Origin of the sequence: Bifidobacterium goeldii (genome assembly GCF_003951095.1) — a bacterium.
GTDB classification, from domain to species: domain Bacteria; phylum Actinomycetota; class Actinomycetes; order Actinomycetales; family Bifidobacteriaceae; genus Bifidobacterium; species Bifidobacterium goeldii.
Genome location: NZ_QXGL01000002.1, coordinates 163216 through 177439, shown reverse-complemented (window position 1 = coordinate 177439; position 14224 = coordinate 163216). Strand labels below are relative to the sequence as shown.

At 53.3% G+C, this 14224-nt stretch carries 10 protein-coding genes; all 10 read left to right on the top strand.

All coding sequences use genetic code 11. The annotated features are described in order from the left end of the window. Positions 1-71: 71 nt before the first annotated feature. The 10 genes from D2E25_RS04380 to D2E25_RS04335 all read left to right on the top strand — a co-directional run bounded on the left by D2E25_RS04380 (position 72) and on the right by D2E25_RS04335 (position 14220). Complete coding sequence (locus D2E25_RS04380; RefSeq protein ID WP_241217009.1) at positions 72-1319, top strand: ABC transporter substrate-binding protein; 1248 nt, start codon at positions 72-74, stop codon at positions 1317-1319. A gap of 193 nt (positions 1320-1512) precedes the next feature. Further along, entirely contained in the window at positions 1513-2343 is an 831-nt protein-coding gene (locus D2E25_RS04375) for a carbohydrate ABC transporter permease (RefSeq protein ID WP_241217007.1), read from the top strand. A 3-nt stretch (positions 2344-2346) separates the two neighbouring features. Beyond that, a complete protein-coding gene (locus tag D2E25_RS04370; RefSeq protein ID WP_125980161.1) occupies positions 2347-3177 on the top strand; it encodes a carbohydrate ABC transporter permease in 831 nt (276 codons plus the stop codon). Between the two features lie 56 nt (positions 3178-3233). Beyond that, on the top strand, positions 3234-4583 hold the full coding sequence (locus tag D2E25_RS04365; protein ID WP_125980159.1) for a glycoside hydrolase family 172 protein: 1350 nt from the start codon (positions 3234-3236) through the stop codon (positions 4581-4583). Between the two features lie 129 nt (positions 4584-4712). After that, positions 4713-6227, top strand: a complete 1515-nt coding sequence (locus D2E25_RS04360) for a glycoside hydrolase family 32 protein (RefSeq protein ID WP_125980157.1) — start codon at positions 4713-4715, stop codon at positions 6225-6227. A 201-nt stretch (positions 6228-6428) separates the two neighbouring features. Then, on the top strand, positions 6429-7391 hold the full coding sequence (locus D2E25_RS04355) for a LacI family DNA-binding transcriptional regulator (RefSeq protein ID WP_125980155.1): 963 nt from the start codon (positions 6429-6431) through the stop codon (positions 7389-7391). Positions 7392-7584: 193 nt separating this feature from the next. Continuing rightward, positions 7585-8937, top strand: coding sequence for an ABC transporter substrate-binding protein (locus D2E25_RS04350; RefSeq protein WP_125980153.1), 1353 nt, complete (start codon positions 7585-7587; stop codon positions 8935-8937). A 222-nt stretch (positions 8938-9159) separates the two neighbouring features. Further along, positions 9160-10185, top strand: a complete 1026-nt coding sequence (locus D2E25_RS04345; RefSeq protein ID WP_164514708.1) for a LacI family DNA-binding transcriptional regulator — start codon at positions 9160-9162, stop codon at positions 10183-10185. Positions 10186-10487: 302 nt separating this feature from the next. After that, the gene (locus tag D2E25_RS04340; protein WP_125980149.1) at positions 10488-11828 is read left to right on the top strand and encodes an ABC transporter substrate-binding protein; all 1341 of its coding nucleotides are present in this window, start codon (positions 10488-10490) and stop codon (positions 11826-11828) included. A gap of 166 nt (positions 11829-11994) precedes the next feature. Continuing rightward, positions 11995-14220 (top strand): beta-galactosidase, encoded by a 2226-nt coding sequence (locus tag D2E25_RS04335; protein ID WP_125980147.1) that lies wholly within the window; start codon positions 11995-11997, stop codon positions 14218-14220. The last annotated feature ends 4 nt before the right edge of the window (positions 14221-14224 follow it).

Below are 14224 nucleotides of genomic sequence, written 5' to 3'. Positions count from 1 at the left end.
AACAAGCACGGAATGGCGATGCGCGTGTGCGCTGCTGTTATGACCTTAGCAACGGTTGGCGCATTGACTGCTTGCGGGGGGGGGGTGAATCCTCGGCGACAAAAGATGACAGCGGTGCCACGGTAATCAAATTCGGTATTAACGTAGCGAACCCAGCTAAGCAGGAACCTACAACCAACGCCATCGTAGAGGCGTTCAACAAAGCCAATGAAGGCAAGTACAAGGTCGAATTCGAAGCAGCCGATACTGAATCACACAATAAAAACATGAAGATGCAGGCTTCCGATGGCACTCTGCCGCAGGTTTTCTGGCTCGAGAATTCTCAAGCATCGGAATTCCAGGACGCTGACGTCCTGCTCGATTTGACTGATTTCCTTAATCAGAACGCCGATGTTAAAACCGCCCTTGCTGGAGGCGACGCCGCCTTCCTTACGGATAAAGGACAGTATGGCCTGCCCTATCAAAGCAACGTGCAGGGCATTTTCTACAACAAGAAGCTTTTTGATGCGGCTGGTGTGGCATACCCAACCGATGACACAACTTTTGATGAGTTCCTCGACATGATTGCCAAGCTCAAGGCCAGTGGTGTGACTCCGCTAGCGATTGGCAGCAAGAATAGCTCCTTCGCCATGTGGGAATTCAACCTATGGCTCAACCGTTATGGCTGGAATGACACCATCAGCAAGATTCTCGCCGGTGATGAAAAGTTTGAAAATGCCGATCTGACTAAGGCGTTCGACAAGGTACAGCAGCTTGCAAAGTCCGGAGCTCTTCCGGAAAACATGTCCACTATTGAATATTTTGATGCCAAACAACAGTTTGACGATGGAACTGCTGCAATGTTTGGTACTGGCCAGTGGGATTGCGCCGAGTTCGATAAGAACATTGGCGAAGACATCGGCTTCTGGTGGGGGCCGAAGTTTGAAGACTCCGATTACAGCCAGGAAACAGCGATGAAGGTTCCTTCTGCACCGATTGCAGTAAGCGCTACCGTTGCAGATAATGCAGAAGTTAAGGAAGCAACTTACGCTTTCCTTAAGTTCTACTACGGCAAGCAGGCAGCTGAAATCTCATATGAGAACGCTATGTTCCCAGCAACGACGTACGAAGGCCTGGCTCCGGCATCCGATAAGCATGCGATGAACGCAATGGTCGAAGCACTGGATGACGGCTACACGTCTCCAAGTGCGGCTCCCGACCAGATGGTTCCTTCTGCTGTTCAGCAGGCACTATACGACGGTTTGTTCGGTGTGATGCAAGGCACCTACACGCCGCAAGAGGCGCTCGCAAAAATGGATGAAGCCCAAGCTAATCAGTGATATTGGCGGCGGTGATCATATCGATATCGCACGTGATTGATCGCCGCTGGACATTCACAACAACTTCGGGGCGGTGTTCATCGCACATGATTCCCCTTGCCTACCCGCCCCGATCATTCTCTTACTTCTCTGAATTGGAAAGCACAACATCATCATGCATTGGCTTAGCAAAACCCGGTACAAAATAGGATTCTTGTTGCCGACCCTAGTCGTCTACACAGTGTTCATTATTATGCCGATTCTTATCGCCATTGGATATAGCTTCACCAAATATTCTGGCATCGGCAAAGCACGATTCAACGGTGTCGATAATTATGTGCGGTTGTTCAAGGATAAGATCTTCTGGAAATCACTCACGAACACAGCAATTATTTTCGTTGTTGCATCGGTATTGCTATTGGTGCTGTCGTTCTTCCTGGCATTGCTACTCAACAACACATTGCGATTTGTGGATGTTTCCAAGTCGCTGGTATTCTCTCCGGCGATTATCGCCCCAATTATCGTCGGTATCATCTGGGTGTACATTCTTGACCCGAAAATTGGTGTTATCAACGGCATATTGCGCGCAATCGGTGCTAGCGGCCTAGCACAGCAATGGATTGGCGGTCCGACATTATCGCCATACAGCATCGCCTTCATTTACTTCTGGCAGCAACTTGGCTATCTGACCACCATTTTCATCGCCGGTCTCAAGATGATTCCAGAAGAAGTGATGGAAGCAGTCAAAGTTGATGGCGCCAATGCATGGCAACGCACCTGGCATGTGACCATTCCGATGATGCGTTCAACAATCTCCACTGTTGTCATCCTCATCATCACTGGCATCTTCAAAATCTTCGAAATCGTACAGCAGACCACTGGTGGTGGCCCCAACCATCTCTCGGAAACCTTGGTTACCTACAGCTATTCGATGACATTCCAGAGCAGTGATTACGGCTACGGCATGTCTATTGCGACAGTAACCTTCCTGATTTCACTGGCGATCACTGGATTGTACTTCCTCTTCAGCAGGGAAAGGAGCTGAATCATGCTGACAAAACGCTCCAAAATCGTTATGACCATCATCATGATTGTGGTCACCATCCTCATGGTGTTCCCCTTCTTGTGGATGCTGCTCATGTCGTTCAAATCCAATGCTGAAATCCTGTCACACCCATTGTCATGGCCCAAAGCGCTGAACTGGGATAATTACCGGAATGCGTTGAAAACACTGGATTATCCGCGACTGTATCTCAACACATTTATGGTGTGTGTGGTTTCGCTAGTCATTGAGCTGATCATTACATTCTTGAGTTCTTTCGCGCTCGCTCGCATGACGTATAAGCGTCCAGGATTGCAAAAAGCAGTGTATGGATTTCTCATCGCCGGATTATGCGTGTCACCGTTTATCCTGCTGTTCCCCGTATATCGCATCAATCTGTTCTTCGGATTGCGTGAGCAGTGGGCATTGGTATTCCCATACGTGGCGTCTTCAATTTCATTCAACACGCTTCTGTTCGTCGGATATCTGAAAGCTCTGCCTGTTGAGATTGATGAAGCAGCCATCATCGACGGATGCTCGATCTGGGATTTAATGATCAAAGTCATCCTGCCAATGACCAAACCGGTTATTGCCACCGTGGTGATTTTCAACGTGCTCTACATCTGGAACGAATATCCATTCGCATCCGTTATGTTACGCAGCCAAACCGACTACACATTATCGATGGGCGCCTCGTTCTTCAAAGGCACGTACACCGTGGATTATGGCGGCATCGTCGCTTCCAGTGTGATGATCATCATCCCTGAACTCATCTTCTATGGTCTGTTCCAGAAGAAGATCGTCGGCGGCATGGTCGCCGGAGCTGTCAAGGGCTGAGAACATCGGCAATACATCAAACTTTCCAAAAACAACCAACCGTCAAAGGAGACACCATGAGTGAAATCTCTGGACTGTTCAAGGATCTCACGCAGATCCACCATGGGCGCAATGGTCGCCTCGCTAGCTGGGATCAGCGTGGCAAAAACCAAGATTATTGGGAGATTCCAGCCGGCGAAAGCATTACGCTAGGCGAAATTGAGGGCCCCGGATGCATTACTCACATGTGGATGACCTCATCCTGCCGCAAAGTTGTCGCTCCGAGCATTCTCGACCCTGTGCTCAACGCATCTGCAGCACCGGTGATGGAGATTCATCCTGCGCTTGGCGTGATCTGGGATGCATATGACCCGTTCTACTACCGCAAGGCACTCATTAAGATCACGTGGGACGATGAGGATACACCGAGCGTACTCGTACCATTCGGTGATTTCTTCTGCATCGGCAACAGCTATCCAGGCAACTTCTCGTCGTTGCCATTCAACGTATCGCTCAAGCCTGAAGAGGCGGGTAAATACGGAGCTCCCTGCTCGGTGTCGTGCTACTTCCCAATGCCGTTCAACAAGAAGGCAAAAATCGAAATCATCAACGAGAACGAGTTGCCGTTTATTCTGTACTTCAACATCGATTACGAAATGTACGCTGAGCCGCTGCCTGAAGATACTGCGTACTTCCACGCTTCGTGGCATCGCGAGAATCCGTGCAAGGGCTGGGGGCCGGATCTTCAGGTTAATTCGCCGGAAGTCAACAACGTCTCTAACCTCAAGGGTGAGAACAACTATACGGTGCTGGATGTTGAAGGTACTGGCCATTATGTTGGCTGCAATCTTACGGTGAAGCATTTCCAGGGTAGCTGGTGGGGTGAAGGCAATGATATGTTCTTCATCGATGGTGAAGAATATCCAAGCCTGAACGGTACGGGAACTGAAGACTATTTCAACCATGCGTGGGGTATGCAGCGCAATGCGTACCCATTCTTCGGCACTATTGTGCATGAAGGCGATACGGACGGTTTCCAAGTCTCATATCGCTTCCACATTACTGACCCAGTGCGCTTTGAAAAGAGCCTGAAAGTAACGATTGAGCATGGTCACGCTAATCAGCTGTCTGACGATTGGAGTTCCACGGCTTACTGGTATCAGACCCTGCCTACTCGCACGAAGCTCACCGTTCCACCGGTGGAGGATCGTCTGCCAGTTGTGCCGCAACTGCCGGAACGTCATCTTGAGCAGCCGGATCTAACTGATGAAATGAAGGCAGCGCGTGAATCCTACGCGAAGCGTTGGGGAGAATACAAGCCTGCGCGCGATGAGCAGTTCCGCATCAAGGAAGACAAGGCTCGTCGCGAATCGAAGCTGAACACCGAATTCGCCAAGAAACTACGCGACGAATTCGACGCGCGATAATCAATCTACTGATTTCATTTGCTGCGGTGTTGCGAATTACTAGTGATTATTTAACTATTTGCAACATCGCAGCAGACATCGCTTCTATTACGCTGCACATACAGCACCCATACTCAACTGGAGAATCCCATGTCCAACGAAACCATGCGGCGCGCAATCGCTCAAGCTGAACAGCATATTGCTCAGCATGCGCCCGAAGTCGCTGCCAACGCAAAGATGCGCCAGCGTTATCATTTCATGGCACCGTGCGGATGGATCAATGATCCGAATGGTCTTATCTATTTCCGCGGCCAATATCACTTCTTCTATCAGTTCAACCCATACAGTGGATTCTGGTCAATGATGCATTGGGGGCATGCGGTCAGCGACGATCTGCTGCATTGGAAGCATTTGCCGATTGCTCTCGCTCCGAGTGAGTCGTATGACAACCATCCGCAGGGTGGCTGCTTCTCTGGTAGTGCCATTGAAAAAGATGGGCGCCTGTACCTGATGTATACGGGCACTGCCAATAATGGCAATGGTTTCGAGCAGACACAGAATATTGCCTACAGTGATGACGGCATTAATTTCATCAAATATGAGGGCAACCCAGTAATTGAGCCTCCTGAAGGTGTACCGCACGACTTCTTCAGGGATCCCAAAGTATGGGAACATGACGGTCAATATTACGTGGTGATCGGTTCGCAAAAGGACGGTCGTGCGCAGGCGCTGCTATACCGTTCCGAAGACCTGTTGCATTGGGAATTCGTCAACGTACTGTTCGAAAGTCGTGGCGAATGGGGATTTATGTGGGAATGCCCCGATTTCTTCCCGCTCGCAGATAAATGGGTGTTCCTGTGCTCGCCGATGGGAGCAGGAGAGCGTACAACGGTGTATTTCGTAGGCGATTTCGATTACGAAACCGGACGTTTTACCTACACAGTAACCGGCGAAGCTGATTGGGGCTTTGATTTCTACGCGCCGCAGACCTTTACGGATGCATCAGGCCGACGGATCATGGTTGGTTGGGCGAATTGCTGGGATTGGATGCCATTCTGGAAAGATTGGGGCCCAACATATCGCGAAGGATGGTGCGGATCATTTGCTGTGCCTCGTGAAGTAACTCTTGCTGACGATCTCACGTTGAGAATCGTGCCAGTGCGGGAGCTTGGTACGATTCGCACGCCTGACGGTACGGATGCGAACATGTTGACGCTTGCCGATGGAGCGGAAACTGTGCTGCACGCTGGTGACGGGGTCTCTTGTGAGTTGCAGTTCGTAATCGATCTGGCGTCCACTTCCGCTCAACGTATTGAACTAACAGTGCGACGTGGCGAGCCAGAAACTGATGGTACAGTGCTACGAACAATCTTCACTATCGATCTGCAACATGGTTGGTCCACTATTGATAGGACGGAAAGCGATGACTGGAGTCGCGGTGTTTCACGTGCTCCTCTTCGATTGAGCCCGGATAAGCGTGAACTCAGCGTAGATGTGTTGCTTGATCAAAGCTCACTGGAACTCTTCCTTGATGAGGGCGCAGTCGCACAATCAATGAATATCTTTGCGCCGACGTCAGCCAATGACATCACTGTGCGGGCTATTGGCGGCACGGCAACCTTATTGAACGTGCACGGATATCAAGTAGAGAATATCAGCGAGTGAGCTGCATAAAGCTGCATAAAGACGATGCGTGCACCATCTGCTGAGGTGGTGCACGCACAGTGGTTGGCTGCGATACCGCGGGTAAACTGGTGGTCATACAATGACGGTTTCCCGTGGTATTCATGCCGGTGAAGAATCCAATGTTGCGACGCGGGCGACTTCCGCTGTGCGTATTTACGGATCAGAAAAAGGAGGACGGTCATGGCCACCATTACCGATGTTGCTCAGATGGCAGGCGTTTCGAAAAACACCGTCTCCCGATACCTCAACGAGCGTGGGTATATTTCTGAAAAAACTAAGACGGCTATTCAGGAAGCCATTGATACACTGCATTATCAGCCTAATCAGATTGCGCGTAGCTTATATAGCAACAAGACCTATCTCATCGGTTTGGTGATTCCTGATGTAGTTCAACCGTTCTTTGCGACGATGACCTCCCGAATTGAGGATGAACTCGATCGGCGAGGGTACAAGATGATCTTGTGCAATACCATGCATTCTTCGAGCAAGGAACGCAAGTACATTGATATGCTCACTGCCAATAAAGTCGATGGCATTATCATTGGCAGTCATTCAATTGACATTAATTATTCAGATATCAATGCACCGATTGTGGCGCTTGATCGTTATCTTGCTGACGATATTCCGGTAGTATCTGCCGATCACGAAACTGGCGGTCGGTATGCTGCACGGGCGTTTGTGGAGCATGGATGCCGCATAGTTGTGCAATTAGAAGGCTTCTCGCAAGTCAAGACTCCATCGTCGGCACGCCACCGTGTGTTCGAGCAAGAAATGTACAACCACGGTATTGCCTGCTTCACGCATGAACTGCGGCTCAACCAGTTTGAATTTTCAACCTATCTAGCTACTGCTGACGCAGTGCTCGACCGTTACCCAGATGCTGACGGTATTTTCGCATCTGATCTTGTGGCGCTCGCGGTTCAGCGGCAAGCACTTTCACGTGGCATACGCGTTCCTGAAGATCTGATGTTGTTTGGTTATGATGGCTCATTTGTTTACCAGATTCCATATCCGGCATTGCCAACAGTAATTCAGCCATTCGATGATATTGCACGCACTATCGTGAATGTACTCATGCGACGTATTGCTGGTGAGCCGCTCGACGGCATGTCCTACGTACTGCCAGTGCGACTGAGTGAGTAGTGTACTTGCTTTTTACCCCAACGGGGGCATGTATTTGCGCCAATAGCATTTCGAATGCGCCATTGTGCGCGTGTCTGCCTGTGGTAAGCGCTTTTAGCGGCTATGCTTATGCTCGATCGGGTTTTCAATGGTGATTGCCTGATGGGCCCCCGGGCCTGCGTTACAAGGAAGTAGCACAAAAAAGGGGAAAAGGATGAAGAAATACACTAGGAGAATGCTCGCTATGGCGGCGGCCGCGTCGATGCTCGTGCTGTCCGGTTGCGGCAACACCAGCAGCTCCCAGCAGAGCAGCGGCAAGTCGGACGGAGAGATCAGCGGCACCGTCACCGTATGGGCATGGGAGCCTGCGCTCAAGCCACTGGTTGAGAAGTTTGAGAAGAAGTATCCGAACGTCAAGATCAAGCTGACAAACGTTGGTACAGCACCAAAAACAACGTCGTCGTTCATCAATGCCTTCAACGCCGGCTCTGGTATGCCAGACGTCGTCCAGTTTGAATATTCAACGTTGCCGCAGATTGTACTCGGCTCACAGGGTGCGCTTGAAGATCTCTCATCGTACCCGATCGCCGATTGGCAGGACTTCTACACCTCCGGCCCGTGGAGCTCAGTGAACGTGGGCGGCGGCATTTACGGCGTGCCAATGGATTCCGGCCCGATGGCCCTGTTCTACAACAAGGCGACGTTCGACAAGGCGGGTATCAGCGAGCCGCCGAAGACGTGGGACGAGTTCTATGAGGATGCGAAGAAGATTCGCGCGCTCGGCGACGATTATTACATCAGCTCCTATGCGGGCGATACCAACGATTCCAACAGTATCGTCGCGTTCTGGGCGCAGGCCGGCGCCAAGCCGTTCGCGCTTGACGATACGAACATCACTATCGACATCAAGAACAACGCGACCATCAAGAAAGTCAATGATTTCTGGCAGAAGATGCTTGATGAAGATCTGATCGCTACCAATATCTCCAGCTGGTCCGACGACTGGTTCCGCAGCTTCGCCGACGGTACGAATGCTGCAATCGTCACCGGCGGCTGGATGCCAGCCAACCTTGCTGGAAGTTCAAAGGATGCTGCCGGCGACTGGCGTGTAGCACCGACGCCGGTGTGGCCGGATTCCGACACGATCAACAGCTCGAACGGTGGCTCAACGCTCGCCTTGGTCTCCTCGTCGAAGAACAAGGAGGCTGCATGGAAGTGGCTCGAATACGTCACTCATGATGAGGAAGGCATCGCCGCCTATACGGATGCTGGTGGCTTCCCGCCGAGCAAGAGCCGCCTGCAGGATGAAGACTTCCTCAAGGGCTCCGACGAATTGTCCGCCTACTTCGGCGGTCAGGAGTACAACAAGGTGCTCGCCCAATCCGCGCTTGACGTGAAGGAAGCGTTTACCTTCCCGCCGTTCTGGGGCTTCGCAATGACCGCGTTCGGCGACTCCTTCGGCCCGACCTTCCAGGGGACTGGCAAGATCAACGACGCGCTTGCTACGTGGCAATCGAAGCTCGTTGACCATGCTACCCAGCAAGGCTTCACCGTCACGGAGAAGTAAGGCGGAGCATTAGCGACACAACAGGAACATATACACACCTGATTGCAAAACTATTGAGTGCCGGCGAGCCATATTCCCGCCGGCACTCATATGCGCGGGGCGACTTACGTAGTTTGAAGATACTGAATTCCATCGCTACGATGGTCGCAACGAGGGTGTGATCATACATAGAGGTGGTAGGGAAATCAACTTATGATCAGGAAGCGTGCAACGATAGCAGATGTGGCAGCTCGAGCCGGTGTTTCCGCGCAAACAGTGTCCAATGTTGTGCGTGGAACCGGTAACATGCGCGAAGAAACTCGGCGTAGGGTTGAGCAAACTATCCAAGAATTGGATTATCGTCCAAACCGTTCCGCGCAAACGCTCAGATCAGGTGTTACCAAAATGTTGGGCGTAGCGATTCCATATTTTGACCAGCCGTTCTGCCCAATGTTTGTGGAGTATGTAGCTCGTTTTTCGCGTGAACGTGGCTATGGACTCGTCATCAGCTTGTATGGTCGCGATATTGACTCTGCTGTGAATGAAGCGCGCAGAATCAACGCAGACGGGTGGATTATTCTCTCGGACGTGTCGCTGGAAGGTAATGATGAAGCGTTTAGCCAGGATTTTCCGATCGTACTCGCTGGCGACTGCTTAGGTGCTGGAACCGTTGACGCGGTAATGATGCCTAATGTGGAGGCTTCCGCGTATGCCACACAATGGTTGTTTGATCACGGGTGTGAGCGCGTGGGCATGATCGGCGCATCGCCGCGATTGTTTGATGAGAGCGGTCAGTTTATTCCCGGCGAATTAGATCGAGTCATGCATGCGGTGGAACGCAATGTGGACATGCGTTTTCGCGGGTACGCGCAAGCGGTAGCGCGCAATACTATGCCATTGGATGCTTCGATTGCGCTTCCGGCGGCGGCGATTACGCGGCAGGAGGGTGAGCGGCAGGCTGAGCTGCTGATTGAACGCGGTGGCCTGCCAGATGGGCTGTTTTGCGCTAATGATGCGATTGCGCTGGGCGTGCTGTCTGCACTGAATCGGCATGGTATTCGTGTGCCTGATGACGTACAAGTGATTGGCTTTGATAATACGATTGACGCGCATTACATGTCGCCTGCGCTGACGAGTATCGACCCAGATTCGCAAGAGTATGCGCGTTGGGCGGTAGAAATGCTGATTGCGCGTATCGAAGGAAACGATGAGCCGCCGGTAGTGAAAACGACGGCGTTCAGTTTGGTGGAGCGCGAGAGTACGCGTTGAGTGCGCTGATGTAGTGCGAGATGCACTATAGATACTGCCTGCTCGATGTGTGACTTCGTTTTCCTGCACTTTTATTACCCCACGATGATTGTTGCTATGCGCGGCAGTCATGTTCGGTAGAAGGGGTATTACGCGATATTGCACAGTATTGCCGGTAAGGCCGCCGAATGCGCTCTATTAAGCCATTTTGCCAGCGACATGCACTATTTGACAGCACTCTAGTTTTACGTTAAATTAAACATACCCGATGTCGTGGAGGGCGCGGGGATTGATACAGGGAAGTATCGCAGAAGGAGAACCAGATGAAGAACACCAAGAAAGCTGTGGCGTTTGTAGCGGCTTCGGCAATGCTGCTACTATCCGCTTGCGGATCCAGCCAGAACAGCAGTGACACCGGCTCTTCCGATAAGCCGGTGGAAATCACCGTTTGGGCATGGGAGAAAACCTATGAACCCGTGGTGGCTCTCTTCGAAAAGGCACACCCCAACATCAAGGTCAAGCTGGTAAACGCGGGTATGACCAGCGACCAGTACGTGGCACTCAACAACGCTCTTGCTGCCGGCTCCGGCATTCCTGACGTGGCACAGTTCGAATACACTGCACTGCAGGAGTACCAGATCAACGGCGCACTCAAGGACCTCACCGAGTTCGGTGCGGCTGATCTCAAGGACGATTACACTCCGGGCACTTGGGATTCGGTAAACCTGAACGGCGGTATTTACGGTTTGCCGATGGATTCCGGCCCGATGGCATTCTTCTACAACAAGGAAGTGTTCGACAAGGCTGGCGTGACCGAAGTGCCGACCACGTGGGACGAATACTATGAGGCTGCTAAGAAGGTGCGCGCAGCTGGCTCCTACATTGCTACCGCGCCTGACGCTGGCTTCTTCGACTCCATGATTTGGCAGGCGGGCGGTCACCCGTTCGACACGTCCGCAGACGGCGAGTCTGTGACCATCAACCTCACTGGCGATGCGGGCACTAAGAAGTTTGCTGACCTGTGGCAGAAGATGCTCTCCGAAGACTTGATCAACACTAAGGTGGCAACCTGGTCTGACGAATGGAACCGCGAGCTTGGCGACGGTTCGCTGGCTGGCCTGCTCATCGGCGCATGGATGCCGACGAACCTGGTGGCTTCCGCTCCGCAGGCTGCTGGCAAGTGGCGCGTCGCACAGATGCCGACTTGGGAAGAAGGCGGCACTGAAAACGCTGAAAACGGTGGTTCTGCACTGGCTGTGCTCGACGCTTCCGAAAAGGCTAAGGCTGCTTACGAGTTCGTCAAGTTCGAGTCCAACAACCGTGACGCTATCGCCTCCCGCGTTGGCGGCGGCGCATTCCCGTCCGACACTGGCACCCTGTCCGATGAAGAGTTCCTGGGCAAGACCACCGTCGCTGACTCCGACGGTAACGAAATCGACTACTTCGGCGGTCAGAAGTACAACGAAGTCCTCGCACAGGCAGCCAAGAACGTTATCTCCGGCTACAAGAACCTGCCGTTCGAAGTGTACGCTCGCTCCATCTTCGATGACAACGTCGCCAAGTCCTTCGATGGTTCCATCACCGTCCAGCAGGGTGTGAAGAACTGGCAGGACAAGCTCGTTGCACACGCGAAGGATCAGGGCTTCACGGTCAAGGAATCCTAAGCGAATCCTCATGTCATAATCCGATCTGCCGGCAAAGCAGTATTCGCCGGCAGTACAGGTGAGAAGGCCGTTGCCTAACGGGTGTCCATCAACGCTCGACATCAGGCAACGGCCTTTTATGTTGGAACAGTAACTGCCGAATCCGCCACGCGAGAAGGGGACACATATGACAGCTCAAGCAGCACAGCAGGCTACAGACCGACTGCTGTACGGGTGCGCTTACTATCACGAATATCTGCCAGTTGACCGGCTCGAACACGATGTAGCAATGATGAAAGCGGCGGGTATTAACGTCGTGCGCATTGCTGAATCTACGTGGGCGACTGAAGAGCCGCAGCCAGGCGAATTCGACTTCCACCATGTGGATGCTGTGCTGGACGCAATGGAAGCAGCCGGCATTTCCGTGATCATCGGCACGCCAACCTACGCGGTGCCATCCTGGCTGGTTGAACTGCATCCGGATGTGCTCGCCACCACGGCAGCCGGGCCGAATCGGTACGGCCCACGCCAGCTCATGGACATTACCAATGGGTCATATTTGTTCTATGCGGAGCGAATCATTCGCAAACTCATCGAGCATGTTGCCGGGCGCAAAGCAGTCATCGGCTACCAGCTCGACAATGAAACCAAATACTACGATTGTACTTCCGGCAGCATGCAGAAACTGTTCGTCAAGCACTTGCGCCGTCGTTTCCATGACGATCTCGACGAGCTCAACCGCGCGTACGGACTCAACTACTGGTCGAACCGCATCGAAGCATGGGAAGATTTCCCCGACGTCACCGACACAATCAACGCCTCGCTGCGCGGCGAATTCGACGCGTTCCGGCGCGCTACAGTCAGCGGTTTCTTAAGCTGGCAAGCCGGCATCATTCGCGAATACGCGCGCGACGACCAGTTCATCACCCACAACTTCGACTACGAGTGGCGCAACTTCTCCTACGGTATGCAGCCGCGCGTCGAACAATTCGAAGCCGCCGAATGCATGGACATCGCCGGCGTCGACATCTACCACCCTTCCGGCAACCATGTGCTGACCGGCCGCGAAATCGGCTTCGGTGGTGACATCGCCCGCTCGCTCAAGCGCGCGAACTATCTGGTACTGGAAACCGAAGCGCAAGGCAATATGGGCTGGCTGCCATTCCCTGGCCAGTTGCGCCTGCAAGCCTACAGTCACTTCGCCTCCGGCGCAGGGTCGGTGATGTACTGGCATTGGGATTCACTGCACAATTCGTTCGAAACATACTGGAAGGGCGTGCTATCACATGATTACGGCGATAATCGCGTCTACCAGGAAGTCTCCGGCATCGGCAACGAGCTCAAACGCCTCGGCGGGCAGCTTGCGCATCTTCGCAAACGCAACCGCGTTGCCATGCTCGTCAGCAATCGTTCGCTCACCGCGCTCACCTGCCATAGCATCACCACCGGCTGGCCCGACCCGGAAGGCTACGATAAGACCATCGGCGGCGACCCTGCTTACAACGACGTGGTGCGCTGGATGTACGACGCACTGTTTGATCTCAACGTCGAATGTGATTTCCTCGACGCTGATCAGCTACTCGACGCCGAAGTGCTGAACAGCTATCAGATGATCGTTACGCCCGCCTTGTACTGCTGCAGCGAAGCCAACATCGCGCTGCTGCGCGACTGGGTAGCGGCCGGCGGGCACCTGCTCTCGACGTTCAAATCATTCTTCTGCGATGAGAACGTGCAAGTCTGGCATGATGGTCAACCGCACGGGCTCGCCGACGTGTTCGGCATGGACTACGACGAGTTCACCACACCCGGAGCTGGCGTGGCGCTCGCGTTGCGCGGGGCGCTTGCGGCTGCTAGGGTTGCCGGCGGTGAGCTGGCAGCGCACAACGCAGCACAGAACACAGCACAGAACGCAGAGTTCGCTGCGCAATGGTTCATGGAACTACTGCGCCCGCGCGAGAGCGCCGAAACGCTCATCGGATACGATCACCCCGCGTGGGGCTCGTACGCGGCGACGGTGCGTTCGAAGTTCGGAGAAGGCAGCGCGCAGTGGATCGGCACGCGCTTGTCTGATGAGCTGACCCGCGAGGTCATCGCGGAAGCGGTGAAGCACGCCGGCTTGTGGGATTGGGCGCAGGATATCGCGTGTGACGCCGATCTACGCATCCGTCAAGGTTTTGACGCCGAAGATCGCCGACTGACTTACGTGCTCAACTATTCGGCCGAGGCCAAGACGTATGTGCTGCCGTTCGATGGCGAGATGATCGTCACGGATGCGCCCGGTGTTGTGCGCGCGGAGGAGAACGGCGACGGGGTCTCCGACGTGGACGCTGCCGTGGGTGCGGGCACCATACCTGCTGGCGAATCGCGCACCATCGCCCCGTGGGGTGTGACCGTAGTGCGCAGCGCGGCGTAAGCTG